Genomic DNA, 26,919 nt, shown 5'->3' with positions numbered 1-26,919 from the left:
CCCTCCAAGGGCGGATCCGCCCCACAGGGGCCACCCGCACCCGGCGACGAAAGTCGCACGGGTGGTGCGGGTGGGGGCGAAAGACCCGGCCGGAGGCCGGGTGCAGCACCAGACGAGTCGCAGCCAAACGCAGAGGAAAGGCCACCCCCATGGACCTGGTGATCCGGGACGCACGCGTCATAGACGGCACCGGAGGTGCCTCCTACCGCGCCGACGTCGGCGTACACGACGGCAGGATCACCACGATCCACCGGGAGGGGGAGACGACGGGCCCCCGCCCCACGGGGCAGACCAACCTCGACGCCCAAGGCCTCGCCCTCGCGCCCGGCTTCATCGACATGCACGCCCACAGCGACCTCGCCCTCCTCCGCGACCCCGACCACTCCGCGAAGGCCGCCCAGGGCGTCACCCTGGAGGTCATCGGGCAGGACGGCCTCTCCTACGCCCCCGTCGACGACCGCACGCTCGCCCAGGTCCGCCAGGCCATCACCGGCTGGAACGGCGACGGCAGCGACATCGACTTCACGTGGCGCACCGTCGGCGGATATCTCGACGCCCTCGACACCGCCCACGGCGGCCACGGCATCGCGGTGAACGCCGCGTACCTGATCCCGCAGGGCACCGTCCGCATGTACGCGCTGGGCTGGGACGACCGCCCCGCGACCCCCGCCGAGCTGGACCGCATGAAGCAGCTCGTCGCCGAGGGGATGCGGGAAGGCGCCGTCGGCATGTCGTCGGGGCTCACCTACACGCCGGGCATGTACGCCGACGACTCCGAGCTCACCGAGCTCTGCAAGGTGGTCGCGGCCCACCAGGGCTACTACTGCCCGCACCACCGCAGCTACGGAGCCGGCGCCCTCCAGGCGTACGAGGAGATGGTGAACCTCACCCGGACCGCGCACTGCCCCCTCCACCTGGCCCACGCCACCATGAACTTCGGCGTGAACAAGGGGAAGGCCCCGGACCTGCTCGCCCTCCTCGACGACGCCCTCGCGGGCGGGGCGGACATCACGCTCGACACGTACCCCTACACCCCGGGCTGCACGACGCTCGTGGCGATGCTGCCCAGCTGGGCGAGCGAGGGCGGGCCCGACGCGATCCTCGCCCGGCTCAAGGACGAAGGGACCGCCGAGAAGATCCGCCACCACATGGAGGGCGTCGGGGCGGACGGCTGCCACGGCGTGCCCATCGAGTGGGACACCATCGAGATCTCCGGCGTGAGCGACCCCGGGCTCGCCTCCTGCGTCGGCAAGACCATCGCCCGGTCCGCGGCCCAGCGCGGCGAGGAGCCGTGGGTCACCGCCCGCAGGCTCCTGATCAACGACAACCTCGGCTCGACGATCCTCCAGCACGTCGGCCACGAGGAGAACGTCCGGGCGATCATGCGGCACCCCGTGCACACGGGCGGCAGCGACGGCATCCTGCAGGGCTTCAAGCCGCACCCGCGCGCGTACGGCACGTTCCCGCAGTACCTCGGGCGGTACGCGCGAGAGCTGGGCGTCATGTCGCTGGAGGAGACCGTCGCGCACCTCACCTCGCGCCCGGCCGCCCGGCTGCGCCTGCCCGACCGGGGCGTCGTCCGCGAGGGCTACCGCGCCGACCTGGTCCTCTTCGACCCGGACACGGTCGCGGCGGGCTCCACCTTCGAGGCTCCCCGTACGCTGCCGGTCGGCATCCCGCACGTCCTGATCGACGGGCGGTTCGTGATGCGGGACGGCCGGCGCACGGACGTCCTCGCGGGACGCGCCGTACGCCGGACTCCCTGACGCACCGGCGCGTACTACCTCGTGGCCGCCGTCGGCCGGGGCAGCTTGCAACCCTTCCGGTTCAGGTCGATCTTGCTGTTCTTGCCGACGCACGGCACGATCCCGTACGTCTCCTGGGCGTAGTTGATGCCCTTGCGCACGGTCACGTTGCCCTTGCGGTCGATCTCACAGGGGTTGTTGAGGGTGCAGCGCTCGCCGTCCTCGTTGCCCGTGTTGTTGATCGCGGCGACCTTGCCGGTCTTGTGGTCGATGACGGGCGACCCGGACGTGCCGCCGATGGTCTGACAGGCGGAGGTGTAGCGGACGGAGTCCTTCCAGGTCCACTCGCCCTCCTTCATCCGATAGACGAAGCCGTCGATGTTGCAGCTGTAGGTCTTCTTCCAGTAGCCGGAGACCACCGTGATGGCGCGCCCCTTCACCGGGTGGCCGTCCGCCAGCTCCAACGGCTTGATGCCGTACTTCTTCGTGATGTCGTCGTAGGTCTGGGTGAGTTGGTAGATGGTGATGTCGGTGTCCGTCATGGTCGCGTAGGACACCTTGGACGCCTTGAGCGTGGCGACGTCGTTGGCCTTCGCGTCGAGCAGCTTGAAGGTGCGGGTGGACGGCTGGTCGACGATGACCTCACCGGCGGCGGGGAAGCCGCTCTCTATGCAGTGGCCGTTGGTGAGGACGAGCGCGGGGTCGCCCGGCTTCGAGCCGGGCATGCGGACGACCGAGCCCGAACAGTTGCTGAGCGCCACCGTCCCCGCGAAGTCGACGGCTTTGGCCTTCGCCCCGGGCCCGGCCTGGTCGGCCTGGTGCGTGTTTCCCGCGAAGGCCGGTGCCGCTCCCGCGCCGGCCAGGGCGAGGGCGATCAGTCCGCCCGTGATCGCGTAGCTCTTCTTTCCCATCTGTGGAGCCCCCCTCATGACGACGTACGCCTGTCGTGCGTTTGTCAGAGGGCATTCTTGGGGTGCCTGTGCAGCCGGACAAGGGGTGGGAAGTGTTCCGGTTCACCGACGCGGCGTGATGCGGACAGAGTGCTTCCCCGGGCCCGAATCGAGCGTGAGGACACGGGACTCGGGGTTCCAGGCGCGTTGCGCGCCTCCCGCCACCCGGCCGCCCTTCGGGAAGTGCCGGGCGGGCAGCCGGACCTCCGTGCCGCCCCGCACGCCCGCCGTCCCGCGCCAGCTCACCGTCAGCGTCCGCCTCGCCTCGTCCCAGCCGTAGGCGACCGGGTCCCCCGCCACGGCGAGCGGCGCCGGCCGGTCGAGCACGGGGAGCAGCTTCGTCGGCCGCAGCTTCGCGTCCCAGGGCGCCCAGGGGCCGGGGTCGTTGGACCAGTAGGCGAAGCCCGCCCCCATGTCGTCGGCCATGCGCTGCACCTGCTCCACGTACTCCATGGCGCCCGGCAGCCCCGTGTCGAGCCCGAACTCCCCGATGACGACGGGCGCCCCGAGCCGCCTCGCGGTCTTCTCGGTCTGTTCGCGCCAGGCCCGCAGCGAGCGGTCGACCTGCCCCTTGGTGCCGCCGGTGTAGCCGCCGCCGAGGTCCATGGGGAGGGGGTAGAGATGTGGCGCATATGCGATGCGTGCCGCGTCGCCGTCGCCGCGCGGGTCGTCCAGGCGCGGAAGTCCGGTGGCGAAGCCCCAGTTGGAGCCGATGGCGGACGGTTCGACGAAGAGCCAGTGGTCGCGGTCGACGGTGCGGACGGCGTCGATGGCGTCCTGGTAGAGCCGGGCGAGCGGCCCCGCCTCGAAGGCGGGGCCCTGCACGCTGCCGCCCCAGGGCTCGTTCATCAGGTCGTACCCGATGACGGTGTCGTCGTCGGCGAAGTGCCGGGCCACCTCCCGCACGGCGCCGACGTAGTGCTCGCGCAGATCACGCCCGTCGCCTTCGACCGTCCCCCAGAAACGGTCGAAGGCGCGGACGGTCCCGGGCTCGGCGTAACCGAGTTCCCAGGGGTCGGTGGGGGCCGAGGTCAGCCCGTCGGTCCCGGTGGCCCACGCGGGGGCGCCGTTGCCGCCGACGCGCGGGCCGTACAGGTCCTGATGCATGTCGAGCAGGACGTGATAGCCCCGCTTCCCGTACCAGCGCACCCGCTCGGCGACCTGCCGCAGATACGTCCTGTCGTACGTTCCCGGCGACGGCTCGACCTTGCGCCACTGGAGCAGGAAGCGGACGAAGTTCGTGCCCAGCGACCGCCGTTCGCGCGCGACGTCCTTCTCCTCGATCCACGGCATGCCGTCGGCCGCCTGCTTGGCGCTGCTCGCCGTGGACAGCCCGCGCAGGACCAGTGCGCGCCCCTGCCGGTCGGTGATCCACCGGTGGCCGCTCGCGGTGTCGGCGCGCCCGGCGCCCGCACCCTGCGGGCCGACGGCGACCAGCAGCGCGGCCGCAACGGCGAGCACGACCGCGCCGACCGCCCAAGTGCGCCATGCCACAAGGGACTTCATGGCCGGGATGGTAGATCGCGGAGCCCGTGCCGCAACAGACCTGAGCATTGTTCACTTTCTTCGGCCGGGCCCCTGTCCCCCGCGGCCGGGGCGGCCTACAGTGGCGCGCCATGCGGACGACGATGGACGCGCTGCGGGCGCGGACGGATGCCACGGCCGTGGTGGCGTGCGTCTGCCTGGTGCTCGTCCTCGCGCACGGCAGCGCGACCCTGCTGACCGCGTTCACCGCGCGGGCGGGTCTGTCGGTCGTGCCGAGCGCGCTCGGCGTGCCCTTCGCGCTGCCGGGCCTGCGGGCGACGCCGCTGGGCGCGACGGACTGGGCCTGGCAGCTCTGCGAGGACTTCGCGGCGCTGCTCCTGGTCGCCGTGGCCGCCGCCCGGATGCGCCGCCATCTGCGCGTACGCCCGGACGCGGGCAAGGGCCGCCGCCTGCTCGCGGGCTGGACGGCACTGATAGCGGGCACGGCGGTGGCGGGTGTGTGGCGGGGCATGGTCGCGGCCCGCATGGTCGAGGCGGGCCCGTGGGGGTGGCTGCTGCTCCCCCTGACCGGCGCGCTGTTCGGCGCGCTGTGGGGTCTGGCGCTGGGCTGGCTGCCCGGGGCGGCGGCGCTCGCGACGAGCCGGGCGCCGCGCGCCGCGGCGCCGGTGTCCCCGGCTGACCGGACGACCGGGCCGCCCGGCGGGTGAAGCCGGGGCGGCCGGGCCGGTCAGCGGGTGAGACCTAGGCGACCGGACCGCCCGACGGGCAAGACCGAGGCAGCCGAGCCGGTCAGCAGGTGAGGCCGGACCGGTCAGCAGGTGAGACCTAGGCGACCGGGCCGCCCGGCGGGTGAGGCCTGGGCGGCCGGGCCGCCCGGCGGGTGAGGCCTGGGCGGCCGGGCCGGTCAGCGGGAGGTGCGGGTCAGGCGGCCGCGGCGGTCCGGGCGCGGGCGGCGTAGGCGCGGCGCGCACGGCCGTCGCGGGGACGTCGGCCGCGGGCACCGCCTCGTTCGCCCCGCGGCGAGGGCCCCTTCGACGGCGCAGGGATGGTCACCGGAATGCCCGAGGGGGCCTGCGCGCCGGTGATGCGCGCCAACTCCGCCTCACCGGAACGCACTTGCGCGGTGTGCGGGCTGATGCCCGCCGCGGCCATCAGCCGCGTCATGCCGCGCCGCTGCGCCGAGGTGACCAGGGTGACGACGCTGCCGGAGCCGCCGGCCCGCGCGGTGCGGCCGCCCCGGTGCAGGTAGTCCTTGTGGTCGGCGGGCGGATCCACGTTGACCACGAGGTCGAGGTCGTCCACGTGGATGCCGCGTGCCGCGACGTTCGTGGCGACGAGCGCGGTGACCTGGCCGGACTTGAACTGGGCCAGCGTGCGGGTGCGTTGGGGCTGGGACTTGCCGCCGTGCAGCGCGGCCGCGCGCACCCCGCTGTGCAGCAGGTGCGTGGTGAGCCGGTCGACCGCGTGCTTGGTGTCGAGGAAGAGGATCACCCGGCCGTCGCGGGCGGCGATCTCCGTCGTGGTGGCGTACTTGTCGGCGCCGTGCACGTGCAGCACGTGGTGTTCCATCGTGGTGACCGCGCCCGCCGACGGGTCGACCGAGTGGACGACGGGGTCGTGGAGGTAGCGGCGGACCAGCAGGTCGACGTTGCGGTCCAGGGTGGCCGAGAACAGCATCCGCTGCCCGTCGGGCCGCACTTGGTCGAGGAGCTCGGTGACCTGGGGCAGGAAGCCCATGTCGGTCATCTGGTCGGCCTCGTCGAGCACGGTGACGGCGACCCGGTCCAGACGGCAGTCGCGCCGCTCGATGAGGTCCTTGAGCCGCCCCGGCGTCGCGACGACGACCTCGGCACCGGTGCGCAGGACCCCGGCCTGCCGTCCGATGGGCATGCCGCCGACCACGGTGGCCAGGCGCAGCCGCACCGACCTGGCGTACGGGGTGAGGGCGTCCGTCACCTGCTGGGCGAGCTCGCGGGTGGGGACGAGGATCAGGGCGAGCGGGCGGCGGGGCTCGGCCCGCTGCCCCGCGGTGCGCGCGAGCGCCGCGAGACCGAAGGCGAGGGTCTTGCCGGACCCGGTGCGCCCACGCCCCAGGACGTCCCGGCCCGCGAGCGTGTTCGGCAGCGTGGCCGCCTGGATCGGGAAGGGCGTGGTGACGCCGAGCCGGGTGAGGGTCTGCGGCATGCCGTCCGGCAGGCCGAGCGCGGCGAAGTCCTCGACGGGCGGCAGGGCCGGTGTGACGGTGACCGGCAGGGTGAACTCGCCCTGGGGCGCGGCCGGACGTCGGCCCGAACCCCTGGAGTACCGGCCGTTTGTGCGAGCTGAGCGGTTCATGAAAACCTCGAACCTTCCTCGATGCGGCGCGTATCGAGGAATTCTCGCCGGGCACCGTCCGGTGCCGAGAATCGCAGGAACGGCCGGGGAAAAATGAAAAAGCATTCCCGACCGTCGGGAAATCATTCCGGATTCGGCCGAGAAATACGTCGGGGAGTTTCACCCCCGAAAAAGCAACGAGCTGGGGCCCGCACCCAAGGTGCGGGCCCCAGCTACGAAGTACGCGCGAGCGTCAGCTTCAGGCGGGAACGATGTTCTCGGCCTGCGGGCCCTTCTGGCCCTGCGTGACGTCGAAGGTCACCTTCTGGCCCTCCTGCAGCTCACGGAAGCCCTGGGTGGCGATGTTCGAGTAGTGGGCGAAGACGTCGGCGCCGCCACCCTCCTGCTCGATGAAGCCGAAGCCCTTTTCCGAGTTGAACCACTTCACGGTGCCAGTAGCCATGTCATATCTCCTTCGGGGCAATTACCCGGAAGCCCGCACTGTGCGGACTCCACGTCGCCGCGATGATTACCCTGTCCGGACATGACCGGCAAAACAAAGTGCCCAATCGGCACGGATTGCCGACGGAGCACTTGAAGTCTTTGGAAACCACAACTGCAACTGATAACGACACTAGCACGCACCGGCCGCCGTCGCCGGGATTTCCATATCACTCCGCCGGTCAGCCGATATACCCTCATAGCGCTTCACGCGAAATTCTGCATTTGCCGTCACAGATATCCAGTGCCGGGAGGCACAGCGTTCGCGCCCGGCGGGTGGTGGGCGGCCGGTGACAGCGGCCCCTCAGGACCCGGGCGCCCCCTCGGACCCCGCGACGGAGCCGCGCAGCTCCTCGTTGATCCGCAGCGCGTCCTCCAGCTGGTCCTCCAGGATGACGATGCGGCAGGCGGCCTCGATCGGCGTGCCCTGGTCGACGAGCTCGCGGGCACGCGACGCGACGCGAAGCTGGTAGCGGGAGTAGCGGCGGTGGCCGCCCTCGGACCGCAGCGGCGTGATCAGCCGGGCTTCACCCACCGCCCGGAGGAAGCCGGGCGTGGCGCCGATCATCTCGGCGGCCCGGCCCATCGTGTAGGCGGGGTAGTCGTCGTCATCGAACCGGTCCTGGCCGCGCGAGGGGTTCTCTGGGGGCATCTGCACCTTTTCTGGAACGCGTCGAGGGGCCTGGTGCCGTGCGGCACCAGGCCCCGAGGGGTTTTCACCATCTACCGACCTTGCGTGCCGGCTATCTGTTTCCGCATGGACACCCGTTCGGGCGGCGCTGCGGGGATCGCGGTTGCGTGACCGGGGACCACCTTCCAATCCGGGGCCTGCGGTACCCGGGCTGCGAACTGCCCGCCCGGGCGATCCAGATGGCGTCCACTCCTCTCACTCTTCTCCCGGCACCCGTTTCTTCCGTCACGGGCACCATCACTGGCTACATGAGGAACTCTACCGACGGGAATCACGCATGTCTACTTCAGCCGCGATAGATTTTCAGCGCCCGAAGAAGAGGTATGCGGCCCGCCACACCCGTCCGCACCTCGGTAAGCTGACCGGTCATGTCGATCCCTGACGAGCTGCTCGTCGACATCGCCGACCTGGTGGAGTCCGAGCACAGCAATCAGATGTCCCTCACCGTGGTCGTCGGCGGTGCCGTCATCACCGGACGGCTCGCCCCCGAGACCCTGTGGCGGCGGCGCGTCGCCGAAGTCCTGAAGGACTCCGACCGGCTCGGCCCCTTCGCCGCGGCGTTCGTGTCCCCCGAGACGGACTCCGGCCCGCCCCTGAAGTCCGGGCCGCCCACACATCTCCACTTCCACCTGGCCCGGATCCTCCAGGGCAGCCTCGGCCTGCCGGAGACCGGTGGGATGTACCGCATCGCCCTGGCGGACGTGAGCGCCTGGACCGTGGGCGACCTCAGCTACTCCGACTCCTGAACCCACCCCGTCCGCGCCGGGCCGACGGGTCCGGCCGGCGGGTCGAGCACGACGAGCCCCGACTCGGCTTGAGTCGGGGCTTGTCAACTTTCCTCCCCTTGGGCTATATAAAAAGACGTAGGGCATCGCACCCAACATCTGAGGAGAGGAGTGACCCGTGATGCTCATGCGTACCGACCCGTTCCGCGAATTCGACCGACTCGCCCAGCAGGTCTTCAGCAGTTCGCGCCCCGCCGGGATGCAGATGGACGCCTACCGCGAGGGCGACGAGTTCGTCGTCCACTTCGACCTGCCGGGCGTCGACCCCGAGTCGATCGACCTCGACGTCGAGCGCCACGTGCTGAACGTACGGGCCGAGCGCCGGTCCCCCGCCCCCGAGGGCGTGGAGATGATCGCGGCCGAGCGATCCACCGGAAGCTACGCCCGCCAGCTCTTCCTCGGCGACACCCTGGACACGGAGCGCATCGACGCCTCGTACGAGGCCGGCGTCCTGACGCTCCGCATCCCGGTGGCCGAGCGGGCCAAGCCCCGGAAGATCCACATCAGTGGCGGAAGCGACCGCAAGCAGATCGACGGCTGACGAGACGGAGGAGAACAGCACGATGAGGTGGAGCGAACTCATCGAGACGGTGCGGGAGACCGGCGGGTACGACGGTGCGGCGGACGCGGAGCGCGTGACACGCGTCGTCCTCACCGCCCTCGGCGGCCACGTCACCGGGGACGTACGGGCCGATCTGGCGCGGCAGTTGCCGCCGGAGGCGGCGCGGCTGTGCGCGGACCGTGTCCCCGCCGCCCGGCCGCTCGCGGCCGCGGAGTTCGTGGACAGCGTGGCGCGGCGCCTGCCGGGCGCGACCCCCGCCACCGCCCGATGGGACGTCAGCTCCGTCCTCACCGCCCTGGCACGGGCGGTGGACGAGGAACTCGTCGACCGCCTGCTGGGTCTGCTCCCGTCCGGCTATGCCCTGCTGTTCGGCAGGGCGGAGCTGGTGCGGGCGGCCTGACGGCCGGGCACGAGAGCCGACGCGCGGGTGCCGCCCGAAAGCCCCTGCCGGGGTCGTCGGACGGCACCCGTGGCCGTGGTTACCGCATGCCGGACGGCTTGGGCAGCTCACAGCCCTCGCGGCTCAGGTCGATCTTGTTGCCCGCGCCGACACACGGCACGATCCAGTAGGTCTCCTGCGCGTAGTTGATGCCCTCGCGCACGGTGACCTTGCCGTTCTCGTCGACCTCGCACGGGTTGTTGTCCGTGCACTCCTCACCGCTCTCGTTGCCCGTGTTGTTGACGGCGACGACCTTGCCGGTCTCGTCGTCGATCACCGGGGAGCCCGAGGTGCCGCCGATCGTCTTGCAGTCGGGGGTGTAGCGGACCGAGTCCTTCCAGGTCCAGTTCCCCTCCTTCAGGCGGTACGCGAAGCCGTCGATGTTGCAGCTGTACGTCTTCTTCCAGTAGCCGGACGCGACGGTGATCGCCCGTCCCTGCTCGGGCCGCGCCGCGTTCAGCTCCAGCGCCTTGATCCCGTACTTGCTCTCGATGTCGCTGTAGGTGCTGGTGGTCTCGTAGAGCGACACGTCCGTGTCGGTCATCGTGCCGTACGCGATCTTGCTGGCCTTGATGGTCCCGAGTTCGCCGCCTGCGCCGTCGAGCAGCGTGAAGCTGCGGGACGAGGGCTTGTCGACGACGACCTCGCCCGGGGCGGGGAAACCGGCCTCCAGGCAGTGTCCGTTGGACAGGACCAGGGCCGGGTCGTCCGGCTTCGAGTCGGGCACGCGGACGACGGAGCCGGAACAGTTGCTGAGCGCCACCGTCCCCGCGAGGTCGACCGCCTTGACCTTCGGCTTCGCGGACGGTTGGTCGCCGACGGCTGTCGCGGGCGCCGCCGTTGCTCCGATGAGCAGAGCGGCGAAGCACGCACCGACGAGAGGCTTGTTCATGTGGGGGGTCCCCTCTGATGACTAAGTGACCGAAGTTCCTTCGGTGTTGTCATGCGCATTGTTGGGGTGCGGCGCCGTCAGGACAAGACCACAAACGGACACAACTGACCGCTGACAGGACACCAGGGAGCGGAACGAGACACTCCATCAGAGGTGAAGGGACACCCCTTGTGTCCGAAAACACGAGGCGGCACGCGATACCCGCCCGTAAGCTCGCGGACATGCAGGTCATCCAGTCGACGAAGCTCTCCAACGTCTGTTACGAGATCCGGGGCCCGGTGCTCGAGGAGGCGATGCGGCTGGAGGCGGCCGGACACCGCATCCTCAAGCTCAACACCGGCAACCCCGCGGCCTTCGGCTTCGAGTGCCCGCCGGAGATCCTCGAGGACATCCTCCGCAACGTCGGCGACGCACACGGCTACGGCGACGCGAAGGGCCTCCTGGCCGCCCGCCGCGCGGTCGTCATGCACAACCAGACCCTGGGCATCGAGACCGACGTCGAGCACGTCTTCATCGGCAACGGCGTCTCCGAGCTCATCGTGATGGCCATGCAGGGCCTGCTGGACGACGGCGACGAGGTCCTCGTACCGGCGCCGGACTACCCGCTGTGGACCGCGGCCGTCTCCCTGTCCGGCGGCACCGCCGTGCACTACCGCTGCGACGAGCAGTCGGACTGGATGCCGGACCTCGCCGACATCGAGCGCAAGGTCACCGACCGCACCAAGGCGCTCGTGATCATCAACCCGAACAACCCGACCGGCGCCGTCTACGACGAAGCGATGCTGCGCGGCCTCACCGACATCGCACGCCGCCACAACCTGCTGGTCTGCTCGGACGAGATCTACGACAAGATCCTCTACGACGGCGCGACGCACACGCCGACCGCCGCCATCGCCCCCGACCTGCTGACCCTCACCTTCAACGGCATGTCGAAGGCGTACCGCGTGGCGGGCTACCGCGTGGGCTGGATGGCGATCTCGGGCCCGAAGGCACACGCTTCCTCGTACATCGAGGGCCTCACGATCCTCGCCAACATGCGCCTGTGCGCGAACATGCCGGGCCAGCACGGCGTCGTCGCGGCGCTGAGCGGACGGCAGACGATCAACGACCTCGTACTGCCGGGCGGCCGCCTCCTGGAGCAGCGCGACACGGCGTACGACCTGCTGACGCAGATCCCCGGCGTGACCTGCGTGAAGCCGAAGGGGTCGCTCTACCTCTTCCCGCGGCTCGACCCGAAGGTATTCCGGATCAAGGACGACCGGCAGATGGTCCTCGACCTGCTGCGCGCCGAGAAGATCATGGTCGTGCACGGCACGGGCTTCAACTGGCCCGAGCCCGATCACTTCCGCGTCGTCACCCTGCCGACCGCGACGGACCTCGCGGAGGCGGTCACCCGGATCGGCACGTTCCTGGACGGCTACAGCCAGCCCTGACCAGCCGGAATTGGCCCCGACTCAACTTTAGACAGAATCTAAGCTAGGATGGCTTTCAAGCAACGGTTGGAGGCCATCCCATGTACGAGCCGATCCGCACCAAGTCGGTCCACACGATGGCCGACGACACGAGCTATCCGCACCGCTCCCGCGGGGAGGAGCTGGACATCCAGCTCGCCGGGCACCTCGCGGCGCTGCTCGCCCTCACCGACGAGCTGCGCGCCCTGTCCCCGTCCGCCGCGCTGGACGACGCCGCCGAGCAACTGGCGCACCAGGTGGCGCGCCTGCGCGACGGCGTGCGCCCGCCGCGGTCCGCCGTCGCGGCCGCGATCCTCCCCCACAGCTCAACGCGTGGGAGGCGCCCCCAACCCCACCTCGCCGCCCTGCACCAGCGCGCGCACGCCCTCGCGGGCCGTGCCCTGGTGGTGGCGGCCTCCCGTGCCGACACCGCGGCGGCGATCCTGGCCGCCGGGCGCATGGACGCCCACGCGGACGCCTCGCGCCTGGTCGGCGCCCCCTGATCGGCCCCGGTCCGCGGCCGGGGAGGCCACGGACCGGGTGCCACCAGCCCGGCGACAGCTGGGGGTGCCGGCCGCCTAGCCGGTGATCTTGACGGTGGCCTCGGCGGACGAGCCCTGGTGCAGGGCGTCCCCCTCGTAGCTCACCGTGTAGAGCGTCCTGCCCCGCTTGCTGGGCAGGTCCTTGATCTTGAACGTGCCGTCGGCCGCGACCTGCGCCGACGTCAGCTCGCCCGTCGTGCCGAGCCGGTCGGTCCGCGTCACCTTCAGATCGATCCCGGACGGCAGCGCGCGTCCCTGCCCGGTCAGCGTGCCGGTGATCTGGACGCCACCCGTGCGGGTCGCCTCGGCGGGCGCGGTCAGCTCGATCGTCGTCGGGGCCTTGGCCACGTCCACCGTGACCGTGACGTCCTCGGCCGGGCGGTGCGTGACGTCGCCGAGGAACCGCAGCGTGTACGTCGCCTCGCCGAGCCGGTCCGGCACGTCCAGGACGGTGAAGCTGCCATCGGCCGCGACCTTGGCGGCCGCCACCTCCTGCGTGCCGTCGACGTCCCTGCGGACCGCGGCGACCCTCACGGGCTCGGCGGGCGCGGGCCCGTCGAGCTCCAACTTGCCGCGGATGCCGAGGGGTTCGCCGACCACGGGCTTCGAGGGCGTGGTGGTGAGGGCGCCGGTGAAGCGGGAGTCGTACTGGGCGGCGGGCGGCTTGATGACGTGCAGCCAGTGGCCGCTGCCCCCGTCCGAGGTCACCGCGAAGAGCCGCGAGCCGTCCTTGGCCCAGCCGAGCCCCTGCGGCACGACCCGGGTCCCGTCGAGATCCCCTTCGAAGGCGAACTCCAGCGGTGTGGTGCCGTCCTTCGGGTCGGCGGGCTGGATCAGCAGGTCCGCCGCGCTGCCGGCGGCGGCAGCGCCCCGCGCCACGTACTTCCCGTCGCCGCTGAACGCCACCGCCGACGCCTTCGCGCCCTCCGGCAGCGGCTGATAGCCCGTCGGGGCGTCCGCCAGATCACCGGCGTCGAGCAGCCGGGTGCCGTACGCGGCGTCCGCCACGGCGATCCGCTTGCCGTCGGCGCTCTGCGCGATGTCCTTCAGGTCGAGCGCGCCCTTGCCCTCGGCGTCGGCGAACCGCCGCGAGGGGCCCCGCACGAGGGTGTCGCCGCTCGCATCGAACGTAGTGAGGAACGGGTCGGCCGCGGGACCCGCACCCGCCTGCCCCATCACCAGCCGGTCGGGCGCCCCGGGCCCCGCCTCCAGCCGCAGCCGCCCCTGGCTGTTCCACCCGGTGTTGACGGAGGCCGTACCGTCGACGCCGTACAGCAGGGCCATGTTGTCGGGCCGGTCGCAGTACGAGGAGCCGGAGTACGGCGTCTCCGTGAACCACGTCTTGCCGCCCGCGACCGCCACCTCACGGCCACAGGTCACGTCGTACGGCGTGATCGCGGCGCCGGTCCTGGTCTGCGTCGCCGTGTCGAACGTCAGGATGCGGTTGGACTGCGACACGTGCAGCGTCGCGCCGTCCGCGCTGAGCGCCATGCCGGACACGTTCTCGTCGGCGGCGAGCGAACCGACGCGCTGCCCCTGGAAGTTGTAGACCAGCACCTGGCTCGCCCCCGAGCCGCTCCTGCGCCCGTCGGTGACGTAGACCCGCTCGTGCGCGTCGTCGACCACCATCGCCCCGAACGACGAGATGGGCAGCTTCGCCGCCTCGTCCGAGGGCGTCGCCGCGGACGCGGCGGGCGCCCCGAGGGCGACCAGACCGGCGGAGCCGAGCACCACAGTGAGCGCGGCGCCCGTGACCCGTCGTAAGCCCTGAGATCTCTTCAACTCGTCCCCCCACAGGATCGATCGACGGTCCGCCGTGATCAGCGGGCCGTCATGCGGACCCATGAAACATGTGAGAGGAGTGTGAAGGCAAGGTGTTCAAGATGCGGGTGTGTCACGCGGCCGGGCCCCCGCACGCCGTTGTGCGGGGGCCCGGCCGGAAACGGAACGGCTGGGGTCAGCCGAGCCGCTGCACCAGCGCGCGGTACTCGTCCCACAGCTCCTTGGGCGTGTGGTCGCCGAAGGTGTTGAGGTGCTCGGGGACCAGCGAGGCCTCGTCGCGCCAGACCTCCTTGTCGACCGTGAGCAGGAACTCCAGGTCGTCCTTGGCCAGGTCGAGACCGTCGGTGTCCAGCGAGTCGACCGTCGGCAGGATGCCGATGGGGGTCTCGACGCCCTCGGCGCGGCCGTCGAGACGGTCCACGATCCACTTCAGGACGCGGGAGTTCTCACCGAAACCGGGCCACACGAACTTGCCGTCGGCGTTCTTCCGGAACCAGTTGACGTAGTAGATCTTCGGCAGCTTGGACTGGTCGGGCTTGTCCGCGCCGACCTTCACCCAGTGCGCCATGTAGTCGCCCATGTTGTAGCCGCAGAACGGCAGCATGGCGAACGGGTCGCGGCGCAGCTCGCCGACCTTGCCCTCGGCGGCGGCGGTCTTCTCGGAGGCCACGTTGGCGCCGAGGAAGACGCCGTGCTGCCAGTTGAAGGACTCCGTCACCAGCGGCACCGCGCTGGCGCGGCGGCCGCCGAAGAGGATCGCCGAGATCGGCACGCCCCTGGGGTCCTCCCACTCGGGCGCGATGATCGGGCACTGCGAGGCGGGCGTGGTGAAGCGGGCGTTCGGGTGCGCGGCGGGGACGCCCGATTCGGGGGTCCAGTCGTTGCCCTTCCAGTCGGTGAGGTGCGCCGGAGTCTCCTCCGTCATGCCCTCCCACCAGACGTCGCCGTCGTCGGTGAGCGCGACGTTCGTGAAGACGGAGTTGCCCCACAGCGTCTTCATGGCGTTGGCGTTGGTGTGCTCGCCGGTGCCGGGCGCGACGCCGAAGAAGCCCGCCTCGGGGTTGATCGCGTAGAGGCGGCCGTCCTCGCCGAACCGCATCCAGGCGATGTCGTCGCCGATGGTCTCGACCGTCCAGCCGGAGATCGTGGGCTCCAGCATGGCGAGGTTGGTCTTGCCGCAGGCGGACGGGAACGCGGCGGCGACGTACTTCGACTCGCCCTGCGGCGGCGTCAGCTTGAGGATCAGCATGTGCTCGGCGAGCCAGCCCTCGTCGCGGGCCATGACGGAGGCGATGCGCAGGGCGTAGCACTTCTTGCCCAGCAGCGCGTTGCCGCCGTAGCCGGAGCCGTACGACCAGATCTCGCGGTCCTCGGGGAAGTGCGAGATGTACTTGGTGGAGTTGCAGGGCCACGGCACGTCGGCCTCGCCCTCGGCCAGCGGGGCGCCCAGCGTGTGGACGGCCTTCACGAAGAAGCCGTCGTCGCCGAGCTCGTCCAGGACCGCCTGGCCCATCCGGGTCATGGTGCGCATGGAGACGGCGACGTACGCGGAGTCGGTGATCTCGACGCCGATCGCGGAGAGCGGCGAGCCGACCGGGCCCATGCAGAAGGGCACGACGTACATGGTGCGGCCGCGCATGGAGCCGCGGAAGACGCCCTTCTCCCCGGCGAAGATCTCCCGCATCTCGGCGGGGGCCTTCCAGTGGTTGGTCGGACCCGCGTCCGCCTCCTTCTCGGAGCAGATGAAGGTGCGGTCCTCGACGCGCGCGACGTCGGTCGGGTCGGAGGCCGCGTAGTACGAGTTCGGGCGCTTGATCGGGTCGAGCTTCTTGAAGGTGCCCTTCGAGACGAGCTCCTCGCACAGGCGCTCGTACTCGGCCTCGGACCCGTCGCACCAGACCACACGGTCCGGCTGCGTCAGTTCGGCGATCTCGTTGACCCAGGAGACGAGGTCCTGGTGGTTGGTCGGGGCAGTGCCCAGGGGCTCTGCGAGAAGGGGAGCCGCGATGTCGCGCGCCACGATTGCTCCTAATCGAGGGGTTTTTAGGATGTATGCCCCGTGGGGGCTGCGACCCGGACGCTTCACGTGTACTTACTTTGGCGCTCATCCGGTGCCGACCGCACTCATTTGATCATCCGACGCGTTCGCGCATCTGTCCAGAGGGCCTCACACTTGAGCGGCGTGAGCATCGCCACTTGTACGGGTACGGGTGCGTGGCAGCCGATCCGTCCGTCCGTTTGACGTTTGGCTTACGGGGCCGTCGGTACGATGCCGCCATGACCGCATCTGTCCCCGAAGCGATGCCGCACTCCGCGGACAACCCCTCGCTCGTCCCCTCGCCGGACTCCGTGCCGCTCCCCGTGAAGCCGAAGATGCGCGGCTGGCTGCACGCGGGCATGTTTCCCGCGGTGGTCGTCGCGGGTCTGGTGCTCACCGCCCTGGCGGACTCCCCCCGCGGGCGGCTCGCCTGCGGCATCTTCGCCCTGAGCGCCTGCCTGCTGTTCGGCATCAGCGCGCTCTACCACCGGGGCAACTGGAGCCCCAGAGCCGACGCCGTCCTGCGCCGCCTGGACCACTCCAACATCTTCCTGATCATCGCGGGCACGTACACCCCGCTGACGCTCCTCCTGCTGCCCGAGGCCAAGGGGCAGTGGCTGATGTGGGGCATCTGGGGGGCGGCCCTGGCCGGCATCGCCTTCCGCGTCTTCTGGGTCGGCGCCCCCCGCTGGCTCTACACCCCGTGCTACATCGCGATGGGCTGGGCCGCGGTCTTCTTCCTGCCGGACTTCATGCGGACGGGCGGCATCGCCGTCCTCGTCCTGGTCATCGTCGGCGGAGTGCTCTACAGCGTCGGCGGCGTGATCTATGGAATCAAGCGCCCGAACCCCTCCCCCCGGTTCTTCGGCTTCCACGAGGTCTTCCACTCACTGACGCTGGCGGCCTTCGTCATCCACTACGTCGGCATCTCCCTGGTGGCCTACCAGCACGGCTGACCCCCTCCCCCCTTTCCACTCCAGTGGCCGCGGTCCGACCGTGGCCACTTTTTTCATGCCCGCGCACGCCGGGAGACCCCGAACACAGGACCAGCCCCGAACACGGGGCCAGTATTGACAGTACCCATCTTTTGATAGTTACTCTCATTTCATGGCCACTGTCACTATCCCGACCGTCGCGCGGCAGGACCCCCGCCGCTGGTGGGCCCTCGGGGCCCTGGTCGCGAGCATGCTCGTGCTCGGTTTCGACATGACGATCCTCAACGTCGCGCTGCCCACGATGGCCGCGCAGCTCGGCGCGAGCACGGGTGAGCAGCAGTGGATGGCCGACGCCTACGTCGTCGTGTTCGCCGCCCTGATGCTCCCGGCCGGACTCCTCGGCGACCGCTTCGGGCGGCGCCGGATGCTGATGACCGGGCTGGGCGTCTTCCTGGCGGGCTCACTGCTCGGCACCCTCGCCGACGACGTCCCCCTCGTCGTCGTGGCCCGTGCCGTTATGGGCCTGGGCGGCGCCCTCGTCATGCCGCTCGCGATGGCCGTGCTGCCCGCCCTGTTCGGACCCTGTGAGCGGACCAAGGCCGTCGGCATCGTCTCCGCCGCCTCCGCCCTCGGCGCCCCGCTCGGGCCGATCATCGGCGGCTGGCTGCTCGACCACTTCTGGTGGGGCTCGATCTTCCTGATCAACATCCCGATGGTCGCCATCGGCCTCACCGCCTGTCTGCTCCTGCTGCCGGAGACCCGCGACCCCGCGTCCCCGAAGGTCGACACCGTCTCCACGGCCCTGACCGCCGCCGGACTCGGCGCGCTCATCTACGGCATCATCGAGGCCCCCGGACGCGGCTGGGACGACCCGCTGGTCCTCGGCATGCTCGCGGCCGCCGCCGCGCTCCTCACCGCGCTCGTCCTGCGCGAGCGCCGGATGGCGCGCCCGATGCTCGACATGTCGCTGCTGCGCAACCGCGCCTTCTTCCTGAACACCATGGCGGCGACGCTCGTCATGTTCGTGCTGTCGGGCCTGATGTTCGTGCTGCCGCAGTATCTGCAGGCGGTGCTCGGCAACGACGCGTTCGGCACCGGCGTGCGGATGCTGCCGATGATGGGCGGGCTGCTGGTCGCGGCGAAGGGTGCCGAGCCCGTCGTGCGGCGGTTCGGGGCGCGCGCGGTGATCAGCGGCGGGCTCGTGGTCCTCGCCTTCGCCGCGATCCTCGGCAGCCGCACGGGCGTCGACAGCGGCTACGGCTTCACCGCGCTGTGGCTCTCCGTGGCCGGTCTCGGCTTCGGCTTCGCGGTCGTGCCGTCCATGGACTCGGCGCTGGGCGCGCTGCCCGTGGAACGCGCGGGCTCCGGCTCGGGGCTGCTCATGACGGTACGACAGGTGGGCAGCGCCCTCGGGATCGCGCTGCTCGGCTCGCTCCTCGCGGGGGCCTACACCGGCCGCCTCGACACCGGGGGCCTGCCGGGGCCCGCGGCCGACGCGGCCGCCGACTCGGTGGTCGGCGCGCACGGGGTGGCCGAACGGCTGGGCGCCCCGGGCCTCGTGGAGTCCGCGAACTCCGCGTACCTCGCCGGGATGGGCCTCGTCCTGCTGGTCAGCGGCGTCGCCGCGCTGGTGACGGCGCTGTTCGTGGCAGCGCTCCTGCCCGGGCGGTGGAGCGGGACAGGGCGGGAGACGGCCGGGAGCGGGAAGGAGTCGGCCGGGAGCGGACAGGAGGCGGTCGAGGCGCAGGCGGTCGGGGGCGAGGCGCCTGCGGTCGCGGGCGGGGCGGAGGCGGTCGAGGACGGGGCCCGGGGCGATGGCCGACAATGACGTCATGACCGCCGCACGTATCTCCGCTCCCGCGGGCGCCCCCCAGCCGGGCCTTCGCGAGCGCAAGAAGCTCAAGACCCGCATCGCGATCCGGGACGCGACGTACCGGCTGATCCGGGAGCAGGGGTACGAGGCGACGACCGTCGAGCAGATCGCGGAGGCGGCGGAGGTCTCCCCCTCCACCGTCTTCCGCTACTTCCCGACCAAGGAGGACATCGTCCTCACGGACGAGTTCGACCCGTTCCTGGAGCAGCAGTTGCGGGAGCGGCCCGCCGACGAGCCGATCGTGGAGTCGCTGCGGGTCGTGCTGCGCCGGGCCCTCTCCTTCGACTTCTCGGAGGAGCCCGAGGTCACCAGGTTGCGGACGAAGCTGATGACCGAGGTGCCCGCCGTGCGCTCCCGGATGCTGGAGAGCATGTCGGTCACCGGCGGCATCCTGTGCCGGAGCATCGCGGAGCGCACCGGCCGCGACCCCGGCGACCTGGAGGTGCGGGCCTTCTCCATGGGCCTGATCGGCGCGCTCACCGAGACGACGGCGTACTGGGCGGAGCACGGTCACAAGGACGACCTGCCCACGCTGGTCGACCGGACGCTGGACATGCTGACGGCCGGGTTCGCGGGGCCTGCCGACGCGTGAGGGACCGCGGATGAGGGCCCGCGGAAAACCGCGGGTGGTCACCGCACCCGGCGTGCCATCCTGACCGCATGACGAACGGTCCGGAGATCCTCCTCGACTTCGCCCCCGAGCTGGGGGTCTTCGTCCCGCACGAGCGAAGGGGCGGCCCCACGGCGGCCGTTACGGACGGCGTGTCCACGCTCGGCCACGTCGTGGAGTCGATCGGCGTCCCGCTCACGGAGGTCGGCGCGCTCGTGGTCGACGGCCGCGAGGTCGCCGTCGGACACATCCCCGCGGCGGGCGAGACCGTCACCGTCCGCGCGGTCGCCCGCCCCCAGGACGTGCCGGGCGCCCCGCTCCGCTTCCTCCTCGACGTCCATCTCGGCACGCTGGCGCGGCGCCTGCGGCTCCTGGGCGTCGACGCGGCGTACGAGAGCACGGACATCGGCGACCCGGCCCTCGCCACGCGCTCGGCCGCCGAGCGCCGCGTCCTGCTCAGCCGCGACCGCGGCCTGCTCAGGCGCCGGGAGCTGTGGGCGGGTGCGTACGTCTACAGCGACCGCCCCGACGACCAGCTCCGCGACGTCCTCGGCCGCTTCGCCCCCGCCCTGCGCCCCTGGACGCGCTGCGGCGCCTGCAACGGCACGCTGCGCGCGGCCACGAAGGACGAGGTGGCGGACCGTCTGGAGGGCGGCACCCGCGGCACGTACGACGTCTTCGCACAGTGCGGATCCTGCGAGCGCGTGTTCTGGCGGGGCGCCCACCACGACCGCCTCGAAGAGATCGTGGAGCGGGCGCTCGCGGAGTTCGGCGCCGCGGGGGCGGGGGTCACGGCTCGTACAACGGCAGGAAGTTGATGACCGCCTCCTCGTACGGATGCGCCGCCCGCACCGCCTCCAGGACGGCGCGGGCCTGCTCCTGTTCGCAGACGGACTCGACCCGGCACTCCGCGCCCCGCTGCACGACGCCGACCTCCCCGTCGTAGGGCTGCGCGCCGGGCAGCGGCAGCCAGGTGCCGCTGACGGGCCACCAGCTCGCGCACCGCGCGTACTCCCCGACCCGCCCCGCGCCGGCCGTGTGCAGCGCGTCGATCACCTGCTCCACATGGCTCTCGGGGACGGCTATCTCTATCTTCAGACGCACCATCCCCGGACCCTAACCACCGTCCCCCGCACCCCCGTCAGCACCCCTGCGCGGCGTGCGCGGACTCCGGCCTAGGAGAGCTGTTCCGCGAGCTGTGCCGGGTCCGTCGTCGGGGCGCCGCAGACGAAGCCCCGGCAGACGTACGCCGCGGCGCGGCCGTCGACGAGTGGACGGTCGGCGAGCAGCGGGAGTTCGGTGCTGCCCGCCGGGCCCGCGGCCACGACCGCTCCCGGCGCCGTGCCGAGCAGTGCCGTGCGGTGCAGGTCGCCCAGGACGTCGCCCACGACCGCCACCTCGCGCGGCCCGTCGAGCGCCGCCTCCGCGACCGCGAGGCCGTTGCCGATGAAGCGCGGCACGCGGGGGCCGAGCGCCTTGACGATGCCCAGTGCCCGCTCCGCCGCGGTGCGGTGCGGCTCTGCGCCCGTGTGCGCCGCGTAGGACAGGAGCGCGCCCGCGGCCGCCGTCCAGCCGGAGGGCGCCGCGTTGTCGGTCGGGTCCTGCGGGCGGCGGATGAGCTGCTCCGCGTCCGCCGCCGTGTCGTACAGCGCGCCGCTCTCCGCGTCCACGAACTGCGCGAGGACGTGGTCGAGGAGGAATCCCGCGAACTCCAGCCACACCCCCTCCCCGGTGACCGCGGCCAGCGCGAGGAAGCCCTCGGACACGTCGGCGTAGTCCTCCAGCACACCGGCGTTGGCACCGGCCCTGCCGTCCTTGGAGGTGCGGGCGAGCCGGGCGCGCGGGTCCATGTGGAGACGTACGAGGAGGTCGCCCGCGCCCACCGCGGCCGCGATCAGATCCGGCCGGTCGAAGTACGCGCCGACCTCGGCGAGCGCGGCGATCGCCAGGCCGTTCCACGCGGCGACCACCTTGTCGTCGCGGCCGGGCGCGGGACGTGCGGCGCGCGCCGCGAGGAGCCGCTCGCGGATGGCGGTGAGCCGCGAGGCGTCCGCCAGCGGGCCCTCCGTCCGCGGGAGTTGCAGCACGGAGGCGCCCTTCTCGAAGGTGCCCTCCTCCGTGACGCCGAAGCAGGTCATCGCCAGCTCCGCGTCGGCGTCCCCGAGGACCTCCCGCAACTGCCCCGGCGTCCATACGTAGTACGCGCCCTCGACGTGCTCGCCCGTCGCCGGGTCCTCGCTGTCCGCGTCCAGCGCGGAGGCGAACCCGCCTTCGTTCGTGCGGAGTTCGCGGACCATGAAGTCCGCCGTCTCCAGAGCGACGCGGCGTGCGAGCTCCGAGCCGGTGGCCCGCCACAGGTGCGCGTACGTACGGCACAGCAGCGCGTTGTCGTACAGCATCTTCTCGAAGTGCGGCACCACCCACTCGCGGTCGACGGAGTACCGCGCGAAGCCGCCGCCGAGCTGGTCGTAGATGCCGCCGCGCGCCATCCGCTCGCAGGTGTCGGCCGCCATCTGGAGCGCGCCCTCGGTGCCCACGCGGGCGTAGTGCCGCAGCAGGAACTCGACCGTCATGGACGGCGGGAACTTGGGCGCGCCGCCGAAGCCGCCGTGCGTCGCGTCGTAGTCACGGGTCAGCCCCAGCAGCGCCTGGGCGAGCTCGTCCTCGCCGGGCCGCTCGTCGGCGTCGTGGGTGAGCTGCCGCTCACCGAGATCGCGCACGATCTTGCCCGCCACCTCGTCGACCTCGCCGCGCCGGTCCGTCCACGCCCGGTGGACGCCGTCGAGGACCTGCGGGAAGGACGGCATGCCGTGCCGCGGCTCCGGCGGGAAGTACGTGCCGAAGTAGAAGGGCTCGGCGTCGGGGGTGAGGAAGACGGTCATGGGCCAGCCGCCCTGCCCCGTCGCGGCCTGCACGGCCTCCATGTAGACGGCGTCGACGTCGGGCCGCTCCTCCCGGTCGACCTTGATGTTCACGAAGTCCCGGTTCATGAGCGCGGCCGTCGCCTCGTCCTCGAAGGACTCGTGCGCCATGACGTGGCACCAGTGGCAGGCGCTGTAGCCGACGCTGAGCAGCACGGGTACGTTCCGCCGCCGCGCCTCCTCGAACGCCTCGGCCGACCAAGGCCACCAGTCGACCGGGTTGTCAGCGTGTTGAAGCAGATAAGGCGAGGTCACACCAGCCAGCCGGTTCATGCGATCCAGCCTCTCACAGCGCCCCGCCCTGACAGCGAAGCCCGCCGTCTTCCGAATCAGGTGCCCCGGCACGGCAGGACAGTAGGCTGATCTCGGCAGTGCCAGGACTGCCGAGGCTCCTCGAAGGAGGTACACCATGACCGCCGAGATGGTGGCGCCGGCGTGGATGCACACGCAGATCAGCGCGGAGCAGTACGACTCCTGGTCCGAGGAGCAGTGCGCCGGGATCGAGATCGTGGACGGGATGGTCGTCGTGAGCCCGAGCGCGTCCAAGCGGCACAACCGGCTGGCGCGGATCCTGGCCAATGCCCTGGACACCGCCGCGGGCCCGGACTGGAACGCCGACACGGACTTCGACGTCCGCCTACAGGACGTCCCGCTCACCAACCGCCGTCCTGACGTCATCGTCTACCGGGCGGAGACCATCGACCTCACGCCCACCCGCCCCGAGCACGTACTCCTGGTCGTCGAGGTCGTGTCCCCAGGGTCAGAAACCACAGACCGGATCGTGAAGGTCGACCAGTACGCCAAGGCCGGCATCCCCTTCTACTGGCGCATCGAGCAGGCCGTCACCGGGGTTCCGATTGTCTACACCTACGTTCTCGACCCCGCGACCAAGGGCTACAGGGACGGCGAGATGTTCACCGGCGTGATCAAGGCTGCCGTGCCCTTCTCCGTCACCCTCGACCTGGGATCCATCTGACGGTCGGAGTCTGCGCGGGCCGCCGGCCCGGTCACGCGAGGGTGAGGAAGAGTTTCTCCAGTTCCTCCTCCGTCATGGGCGGGGTGTCGGAGTCCCCCGCGAGGCACTGCCGCATGCCGCTCGCGACGATTTTGAACCCGGCCCGGTCCAGGGCGCGGGACACCGCGGCGAGCTGCGTCACGACGTCCTTGCAGTCGCGGCCCGCCTCGATCATCGCGATCACGGCGGTCAGTTGCCCCTGAGCCCGCCGTAGACGGTTCAGGACGGGTTTCATCGACCCTTCGTCCACCTGCATGCGCTCCTCCTTCGCTCCCACTCCCCGGCATCCCTGGCAACGATACCCAGAGGGGTATTAGTCCCGGGGGTCGATTTGATACCCCCAGGGGTATTTGACAAGGCGGTCGTCGACCCTTACCGTCGAAAACATGGATACCCCCCGGGGTATTCACCGGGTATTCGCCCGCCTTGTTCCGGAGGTTCTCGTGTTCTTCTCGCAGTACTACCTCGAATGCCTCTCCCAGGCGTCGTACATGATCGCCGACGAGAGCACCGGCCAGGCCGTGGTCGTGGACCCGCGCCGGGACGTATCGGAGTACCTGAACGATGCCGGGGCCCGTGGCTTCACCGTGGTGGGGGTCATCAACACGCACTTCCACGCGGACTTCGTCGCCGGTCACCTGGAGGTGGCCTCCCGCACCGGCGCGTGGATCGGCTACGGGCACCGGGCCGAGACCGAGTACGCGATCCGCGAGCTGGCCGAGGGCGACACCATCAGCCTCGGCGACGTGACGCTGAAGATCATGGAGACCCCGGGCCACACGCCGGAGTCGATCAGCGTGCTGGTGTACGAGCACGCCGAGGACGCCGTCCCGTACGGCGTGCTGACCGGTGACGCGCTGTTCATCGGCGATGTCGGCCGCCCGGACCTCCTTGCCTCGGCCGGGGTGACCGCCGCCGAGCTGGGCGCGATGCTGCACGACAGCGTGCAGCACAAGCTGATGGGCCTGCCCGACGCGGTGCGGGTCTTCCCCGCCCATGGTGCCGGGTCCTCCTGCGGCAAGAACCTGTCCACCGAACGGCAGTCGACGATCGGCGAGCAGCGCGCCACCAACTACGCGTGCGCGCCGATGAGCGAGCAGGACTTCGTCGCGCTCGTGACCGCCGGTCAGTCGGCGGCGCCGGGGTACTTCGCCTACGACGCGGACCTCAACCGCCGGGAACGGGAGCTGTTCGACCCGGCGAGCGCGCCGCGGGCGCTCGGCGTCGCGGACTTCCTGACCCGGCGCGCGGCGGGAGCCGTGGTGGTCGACGCGCGCGACCCGCAGGAGTTCGCCGCGGGCCACGTGCGCGGGGCGGTCAACGTCCCGGCCGACGGCCGGTTCGCCGAGCAGGCCGGCACCGTGCTGCCGCTCGGCACGGAGCTGCTGGTGGTGGCGCCGGACGACCGGGAGGAGGAGATCGTCACCCGGCTCGCCCGGATCGGCTTCGACCAGGTGGCCGGGTACCTGACCGCGCCCGACGAGGCCCTGGAGACGATGCCCGAGGAGGTCGCCCGGGCCGGCCGTCTGACCGCCGCCCGGCTGCGCGCCGAACTGGACGGCGAGCAGCCGCCCGTCGTCCTCGACGTCCGCACCTGCGGCGAGCGCGGCGAGAACGGGTTCATCGAGGGCGCCCTGCACATCGCCCTGGGCGAACTGCCCCGCCGTCTCGACGAGATCCCGCGCGACAAGCCGCTGGTCCTGCACTGCGCGGGCGGCCACCGCTCCTCCATCGCCGCCAGCCTGCTGCGCCACGAAGGGTTCGAGTACGTCTCCGACGTACTCGGCGGCTGGGCCGCCTGGTCGCTGCTGAACACGCCCACCGCCGCCTGACCCCGGCGCCCCTCCCCTGTTCCTGTTTCGTCCGTTCCCGTTTCGCCTGTTCCCGTTTCGTCCCCACGGAGTAGTTCCATGACCGCCGACGCCTCCCGCGCCGCCGCCTGCACGCCCGCCGCCCTCCAGCACCTGATCAAGACCGGCGACGGCCCCCGTCTGCTGGACGTGCGTACGCCCGGCGAGTTCCGGGCCGGTCACATCCCCGGCGCTCACAGCGTGCCCCTGGACACCCTGCGCGAGCACCGTGCGGAGCTGCGTCAGCACCTCGACGAGGACGTGGTGCTGGTCTGTCGCTCCGGTGCCCGCGCCGCGCAGGCCGAGGCGGCCCTCGCCGAGGCGGGCCTGCCCGGCCTGCGGGTCCTCGACGGCGGCATGCTGGCCTGGGAGGCATCCGGTGCCCCGGTCGACCGCGGCCCGAAACGCTGGGAACTGGAGCGTCAGGTCCGTCTCGTCGCCGGCTCGATCGTGCTGGTCACCGGTGTCGTGGGCTTCTTCGTCCCCGGCGTGCACCTCATCGGCACCGCGATCGGCGCCGGGCTGACCTTCGCCGCCCTCAGCGACACCTGCGCGATGGGCATGGCCCTCGCCAAGCTGCCCTACAACCGCGGCCCGCGCACCGACGTCCGCACCGTCGTCGCCTCCCTGCGCGACCGGCCGGTCCTGTGATGTCCGTGTTCTTCCGAGACGAGAAGCGCGTCACCGTCGAGGTCGCGGGCACGGCCCCGCCGCAAGCCGCCCGGAGGCGGCCGCCGATGGCGATATGTCGCAGCGGAAACCGTTCGCGGAAGGCGGCCGGGCACCCGGTCGCCGTCGGACACGGCAACGGCGGCTCGGCGGCATGACCGCCCTGATCCTCGCGCTCGTGGCCGGAGCCGTCGTCGGCCTGGCGCTCGGCGGACTCGGCGGTGGCGGCGGCGTACTCGCGGTCCCCGCCCTGACCTACCTGATGGGCCTGCCCCCGGCGGACGCGATCACCGCCAGCCTGATCATCGTCACCCTGACCTCCATCACCGCGCTCACCGGGCATGCCCGGGACGGCAACGTGAACTGGCGGACCGGGCTGCTGTTCGCGGCGGCGGGCGTCGTCCCCGCCGTGCTCGCCGGGGCGGCCGCCGCCCATCTGCCCCGACTCGGGCTGACCATCGCCTTCTCGGCCGTCGCAGGGCTCGCCGCCCTGCGCATGCTGCGGCCCGCGCCCGCCCCGGCCGCGGTCGAGGCCCGGCCCGCCGAAGCGGGCGCCGTCGGCGCCGGACTCGGCGCCGTGACCGGGCTGTTGGGGGTGGGCGGCGGCTTCCTCGCCGTACCGGCACTGGCGCGGATGCTGAACCTCCCGATGCGCCGGGCCATCGGCACCAGCCTGCTGGTCATCACGATCAACTCGATGGCCTCACTGGGCGCCCGGGCCGGAACCGGCATGCATCTGGACTGGGCGGTCATAGCGCCCTTCACCGCCGCCGCGATCCTCGGCGCCCGGGACGGCAAACGGCACGCACAACGACTCAGCGGCAACACCCTGCAGCGCCTCTTCGCCTACGCGCTGCTCGCGGTCGCGGC

At 71.5% G+C, this 26,919-nt stretch carries 27 protein-coding genes; 16 read left to right on the top strand and 11 right to left on the bottom strand.

Annotated elements, in window-relative coordinates; translation table 11 throughout:
• Positions 1-149 precede the first annotated feature (149 nt).
• A complete protein-coding gene (locus tag AOK03_RS28245) occupies positions 150-1,766 on the top strand; it encodes an N-acyl-D-amino-acid deacylase family protein (RefSeq protein ID WP_055568183.1) in 1,617 nt (538 codons plus the stop codon).
• A gap of 14 nt (positions 1,767-1,780) precedes the next feature.
• On the opposite strand, the gene AOK03_RS28240 is transcribed toward AOK03_RS28245, so the two are convergent.
• Positions 1,781-2,656: a S1 family peptidase gene (locus AOK03_RS28240; protein WP_055568182.1), complete on the bottom strand. Its 876-nt coding sequence runs from the start codon at positions 2,654-2,656 to the stop codon at positions 1,781-1,783.
• A gap of 102 nt (positions 2,657-2,758) precedes the next feature.
• The gene (locus AOK03_RS28235; RefSeq protein WP_055568181.1) at positions 2,759-4,201 is read right to left on the bottom strand and encodes a cellulase family glycosylhydrolase; all 1,443 of its coding nucleotides are present in this window, start codon (positions 4,199-4,201) and stop codon (positions 2,759-2,761) included.
• A gap of 110 nt (positions 4,202-4,311) precedes the next feature.
• Between AOK03_RS28235 and AOK03_RS28230 the strand changes: the two genes are divergently transcribed.
• Positions 4,312-4,887 carry a hypothetical protein gene (locus AOK03_RS28230; protein ID WP_157869101.1) on the top strand — a complete coding sequence of 192 codons (576 nt, stop codon included), beginning with the start codon at positions 4,312-4,314 and terminating at the stop codon, positions 4,885-4,887.
• A 214-nt stretch (positions 4,888-5,101) separates the two neighbouring features.
• On the opposite strand, the gene AOK03_RS28225 is transcribed toward AOK03_RS28230, so the two are convergent.
• The 3 genes from AOK03_RS28225 to AOK03_RS28215 all read right to left on the bottom strand — a co-directional run bounded on the left by AOK03_RS28225 (position 5,102) and on the right by AOK03_RS28215 (position 7,646).
• The gene (locus AOK03_RS28225) at positions 5,102-6,514 is read right to left on the bottom strand and encodes a DEAD/DEAH box helicase (RefSeq protein ID WP_055568179.1); all 1,413 of its coding nucleotides are present in this window, start codon (positions 6,512-6,514) and stop codon (positions 5,102-5,104) included.
• A 238-nt stretch (positions 6,515-6,752) separates the two neighbouring features.
• Entirely contained in the window at positions 6,753-6,956 is a 204-nt protein-coding gene (locus tag AOK03_RS28220) for a cold-shock protein (RefSeq protein WP_055568178.1), read from the bottom strand.
• A 342-nt stretch (positions 6,957-7,298) separates the two neighbouring features.
• Positions 7,299-7,646 (bottom strand): MerR family transcriptional regulator, encoded by a 348-nt coding sequence (locus AOK03_RS28215; protein WP_055568177.1) that lies wholly within the window; start codon positions 7,644-7,646, stop codon positions 7,299-7,301.
• Positions 7,647-8,053: 407 nt separating this feature from the next.
• Between AOK03_RS28215 and AOK03_RS28210 the strand changes: the two genes are divergently transcribed.
• From AOK03_RS28210 to AOK03_RS28200, 3 genes are all read left to right on the top strand, one after another.
• The gene (locus tag AOK03_RS28210; protein ID WP_055568176.1) at positions 8,054-8,431 is read left to right on the top strand and encodes a hypothetical protein; all 378 of its coding nucleotides are present in this window, start codon (positions 8,054-8,056) and stop codon (positions 8,429-8,431) included.
• Positions 8,432-8,591: 160 nt separating this feature from the next.
• The gene (locus tag AOK03_RS28205) at positions 8,592-9,011 is read left to right on the top strand and encodes an Hsp20/alpha crystallin family protein (RefSeq protein ID WP_055568175.1); all 420 of its coding nucleotides are present in this window, start codon (positions 8,592-8,594) and stop codon (positions 9,009-9,011) included.
• Positions 9,012-9,033: 22 nt separating this feature from the next.
• Positions 9,034-9,432 (top strand): DUF2267 domain-containing protein, encoded by a 399-nt coding sequence (locus AOK03_RS28200; protein ID WP_055568174.1) that lies wholly within the window; start codon positions 9,034-9,036, stop codon positions 9,430-9,432.
• A 79-nt stretch (positions 9,433-9,511) separates the two neighbouring features.
• Here AOK03_RS28200 and AOK03_RS28195 read toward each other — a convergent pair whose 3' ends face one another.
• A complete protein-coding gene (locus AOK03_RS28195) occupies positions 9,512-10,363 on the bottom strand; it encodes a trypsin-like peptidase domain-containing protein (RefSeq protein ID WP_055568173.1) in 852 nt (283 codons plus the stop codon).
• 221 nt (positions 10,364-10,584) lie between these two features.
• On the opposite strand from AOK03_RS28195, the gene AOK03_RS28190 reads away from it, so the two are divergent.
• Both AOK03_RS28190 and AOK03_RS28185 read left to right on the top strand, forming a co-directional pair.
• A complete protein-coding gene (locus AOK03_RS28190; RefSeq protein WP_055568172.1) occupies positions 10,585-11,796 on the top strand; it encodes a pyridoxal phosphate-dependent aminotransferase in 1,212 nt (403 codons plus the stop codon).
• Positions 11,797-11,876: 80 nt separating this feature from the next.
• On the top strand, positions 11,877-12,317 hold the full coding sequence (locus tag AOK03_RS28185; RefSeq protein WP_055568171.1) for an SCO4983 family protein: 441 nt from the start codon (positions 11,877-11,879) through the stop codon (positions 12,315-12,317).
• Positions 12,318-12,392: 75 nt separating this feature from the next.
• Here AOK03_RS28185 and AOK03_RS28180 read toward each other — a convergent pair whose 3' ends face one another.
• A complete protein-coding gene (locus AOK03_RS28180; protein ID WP_244177784.1) occupies positions 12,393-14,201 on the bottom strand; it encodes an Ig-like domain repeat protein in 1,809 nt (602 codons plus the stop codon).
• 112 nt (positions 14,202-14,313) lie between these two features.
• Complete coding sequence (locus AOK03_RS28175) at positions 14,314-16,158, bottom strand: phosphoenolpyruvate carboxykinase (GTP) (RefSeq protein WP_055568170.1); 1,845 nt, start codon at positions 16,156-16,158, stop codon at positions 14,314-14,316.
• A 257-nt stretch (positions 16,159-16,415) separates the two neighbouring features.
• Between AOK03_RS28175 and trhA the strand changes: the two genes are divergently transcribed.
• From trhA to AOK03_RS28155, 4 genes are all read left to right on the top strand, one after another.
• On the top strand, positions 16,416-17,132 hold the full coding sequence (trhA, locus tag AOK03_RS28170) for a PAQR family membrane homeostasis protein TrhA (RefSeq protein WP_055568169.1): 717 nt from the start codon (positions 16,416-16,418) through the stop codon (positions 17,130-17,132).
• Positions 17,133-17,283: 151 nt separating this feature from the next.
• On the top strand, positions 17,284-18,939 hold the full coding sequence (locus tag AOK03_RS28165; protein ID WP_079075004.1) for an MFS transporter: 1,656 nt from the start codon (positions 17,284-17,286) through the stop codon (positions 18,937-18,939).
• Positions 18,940-18,943: 4 nt separating this feature from the next.
• Positions 18,944-19,576, top strand: coding sequence for a TetR/AcrR family transcriptional regulator (locus AOK03_RS28160; RefSeq protein WP_079075005.1), 633 nt, complete (start codon positions 18,944-18,946; stop codon positions 19,574-19,576).
• A gap of 68 nt (positions 19,577-19,644) precedes the next feature.
• On the top strand, positions 19,645-20,412 hold the full coding sequence (locus AOK03_RS28155; protein WP_055568167.1) for a Mut7-C RNAse domain-containing protein: 768 nt from the start codon (positions 19,645-19,647) through the stop codon (positions 20,410-20,412).
• Here AOK03_RS28155 and AOK03_RS28150 read toward each other — a convergent pair.
• Together AOK03_RS28150 and AOK03_RS28145 are read right to left on the bottom strand one after the other, a co-directional pair.
• Complete coding sequence (locus tag AOK03_RS28150) at positions 20,384-20,701, bottom strand: YqfO family protein (RefSeq protein WP_055568166.1); 318 nt, start codon at positions 20,699-20,701, stop codon at positions 20,384-20,386. The genes AOK03_RS28155 and AOK03_RS28150 overlap by 29 nt on opposite strands.
• A 68-nt stretch (positions 20,702-20,769) precedes the next feature.
• Positions 20,770-22,788 carry a thioredoxin domain-containing protein gene (locus AOK03_RS28145; RefSeq protein WP_055568165.1) on the bottom strand — a complete coding sequence of 673 codons (2,019 nt, stop codon included), beginning with the start codon at positions 22,786-22,788 and terminating at the stop codon, positions 20,770-20,772.
• Between the two features lie 136 nt (positions 22,789-22,924).
• Between AOK03_RS28145 and AOK03_RS28140 the strand changes: the two genes are divergently transcribed.
• Positions 22,925-23,491: a Uma2 family endonuclease gene (locus AOK03_RS28140; protein ID WP_055568164.1), complete on the top strand. Its 567-nt coding sequence runs from the start codon at positions 22,925-22,927 to the stop codon at positions 23,489-23,491.
• A gap of 31 nt (positions 23,492-23,522) precedes the next feature.
• Here AOK03_RS28140 and AOK03_RS28135 read toward each other — a convergent pair whose 3' ends face one another.
• Positions 23,523-23,786 carry a metal-sensitive transcriptional regulator gene (locus AOK03_RS28135; protein ID WP_055568163.1) on the bottom strand — a complete coding sequence of 88 codons (264 nt, stop codon included), beginning with the start codon at positions 23,784-23,786 and terminating at the stop codon, positions 23,523-23,525.
• 187 nt (positions 23,787-23,973) lie between these two features.
• Here AOK03_RS28135 and AOK03_RS28130 point away from each other — a divergent pair, with 187 nt between their 5' ends.
• The 4 genes from AOK03_RS28130 to AOK03_RS28120 form a co-directional block, all read left to right on the top strand.
• The gene (locus AOK03_RS28130) at positions 23,974-25,362 is read left to right on the top strand and encodes an MBL fold metallo-hydrolase (protein WP_055568162.1); all 1,389 of its coding nucleotides are present in this window, start codon (positions 23,974-23,976) and stop codon (positions 25,360-25,362) included.
• Positions 25,363-25,440: 78 nt separating this feature from the next.
• Positions 25,441-26,031, top strand: a complete 591-nt coding sequence (locus tag AOK03_RS28125; RefSeq protein WP_055568161.1) for a rhodanese-like domain-containing protein — start codon at positions 25,441-25,443, stop codon at positions 26,029-26,031.
• Positions 26,032-26,036: 5 nt separating this feature from the next.
• Positions 26,037-26,207: a hypothetical protein gene (locus AOK03_RS42820; RefSeq protein ID WP_157869100.1), complete on the top strand. Its 171-nt coding sequence runs from the start codon at positions 26,037-26,039 to the stop codon at positions 26,205-26,207.
• Positions 26,204-26,919, top strand: a 716-nt coding sequence (locus AOK03_RS28120; RefSeq protein WP_055568160.1) for a sulfite exporter TauE/SafE family protein, incomplete at its 3' end; no start/stop codon positions are given. The genes AOK03_RS42820 and AOK03_RS28120, both read left to right, overlap by 4 nt.

The organism is Streptomyces atriruber (genome assembly GCF_001418325.1).
Lineage (GTDB): Bacteria > Actinomycetota > Actinomycetes > Streptomycetales > Streptomycetaceae > Streptomyces > Streptomyces atriruber.
The sequence above is the reverse complement of the archived record's forward strand: the minus strand, read 5'-3'. Positions and strand labels throughout refer to the sequence as shown.

Excerpts from the sequence above, each read along its gene's own strand:
- AOK03_RS28245 (WP_055568183.1), top strand. The coding sequence starts at position 150 with ATGGACCTGGTGATCCGGGACGCACGCGTCATAGACGGCACCGGAGGT.
- AOK03_RS28240 (WP_055568182.1), bottom strand. The coding sequence starts at position 2,656 with ATGGGAAAGAAGAGCTACGCGATCACGGGCGGACTGATCGCCCTCGCC.
- AOK03_RS28235 (WP_055568181.1), bottom strand. The coding sequence starts at position 4,201 with ATGAAGTCCCTTGTGGCATGGCGCACTTGGGCGGTCGGCGCGGTCGTG.
- AOK03_RS28230 (WP_157869101.1), top strand. The coding sequence starts at position 4,312 with ATGCGGACGACGATGGACGCGCTGCGGGCGCGGACGGATGCCACGGCC.
- AOK03_RS28225 (WP_055568179.1), bottom strand. The coding sequence starts at position 6,514 with ATGAACCGCTCAGCTCGCACAAACGGCCGGTACTCCAGGGGTTCGGGC.
- AOK03_RS28220 (WP_055568178.1), bottom strand. The coding sequence starts at position 6,956 with ATGGCTACTGGCACCGTGAAGTGGTTCAACTCGGAAAAGGGCTTCGGC.
- AOK03_RS28215 (WP_055568177.1), bottom strand. The coding sequence starts at position 7,646 with ATGCCCCCAGAGAACCCCTCGCGCGGCCAGGACCGGTTCGATGACGAC.
- AOK03_RS28210 (WP_055568176.1), top strand. The coding sequence starts at position 8,054 with ATGTCGATCCCTGACGAGCTGCTCGTCGACATCGCCGACCTGGTGGAG.
- AOK03_RS28205 (WP_055568175.1), top strand. The coding sequence starts at position 8,592 with ATGCTCATGCGTACCGACCCGTTCCGCGAATTCGACCGACTCGCCCAG.
- AOK03_RS28200 (WP_055568174.1), top strand. The coding sequence starts at position 9,034 with ATGAGGTGGAGCGAACTCATCGAGACGGTGCGGGAGACCGGCGGGTAC.
- AOK03_RS28195 (WP_055568173.1), bottom strand. The coding sequence starts at position 10,363 with ATGAACAAGCCTCTCGTCGGTGCGTGCTTCGCCGCTCTGCTCATCGGA.
- AOK03_RS28190 (WP_055568172.1), top strand. The coding sequence starts at position 10,585 with ATGCAGGTCATCCAGTCGACGAAGCTCTCCAACGTCTGTTACGAGATC.
- AOK03_RS28185 (WP_055568171.1), top strand. The coding sequence starts at position 11,877 with ATGTACGAGCCGATCCGCACCAAGTCGGTCCACACGATGGCCGACGAC.
- AOK03_RS28180 (WP_244177784.1), bottom strand. The coding sequence starts at position 14,201 with ATGGGTCCGCATGACGGCCCGCTGATCACGGCGGACCGTCGATCGATC.
- trhA (WP_055568169.1), top strand. The coding sequence starts at position 16,416 with ATGACCGCATCTGTCCCCGAAGCGATGCCGCACTCCGCGGACAACCCC.
- AOK03_RS28165 (WP_079075004.1), top strand. The coding sequence starts at position 17,284 with ATGGCCACTGTCACTATCCCGACCGTCGCGCGGCAGGACCCCCGCCGC.
- AOK03_RS28160 (WP_079075005.1), top strand. The coding sequence starts at position 18,944 with ATGACCGCCGCACGTATCTCCGCTCCCGCGGGCGCCCCCCAGCCGGGC.
- AOK03_RS28155 (WP_055568167.1), top strand. The coding sequence starts at position 19,645 with ATGACGAACGGTCCGGAGATCCTCCTCGACTTCGCCCCCGAGCTGGGG.
- AOK03_RS28150 (WP_055568166.1), bottom strand. The coding sequence starts at position 20,701 with ATGGTGCGTCTGAAGATAGAGATAGCCGTCCCCGAGAGCCATGTGGAG.
- AOK03_RS28145 (WP_055568165.1), bottom strand. The coding sequence starts at position 22,788 with ATGAACCGGCTGGCTGGTGTGACCTCGCCTTATCTGCTTCAACACGCT.
- AOK03_RS28140 (WP_055568164.1), top strand. The coding sequence starts at position 22,925 with ATGACCGCCGAGATGGTGGCGCCGGCGTGGATGCACACGCAGATCAGC.
- AOK03_RS28135 (WP_055568163.1), bottom strand. The coding sequence starts at position 23,786 with ATGCAGGTGGACGAAGGGTCGATGAAACCCGTCCTGAACCGTCTACGG.
- AOK03_RS28125 (WP_055568161.1), top strand. The coding sequence starts at position 25,441 with ATGACCGCCGACGCCTCCCGCGCCGCCGCCTGCACGCCCGCCGCCCTC.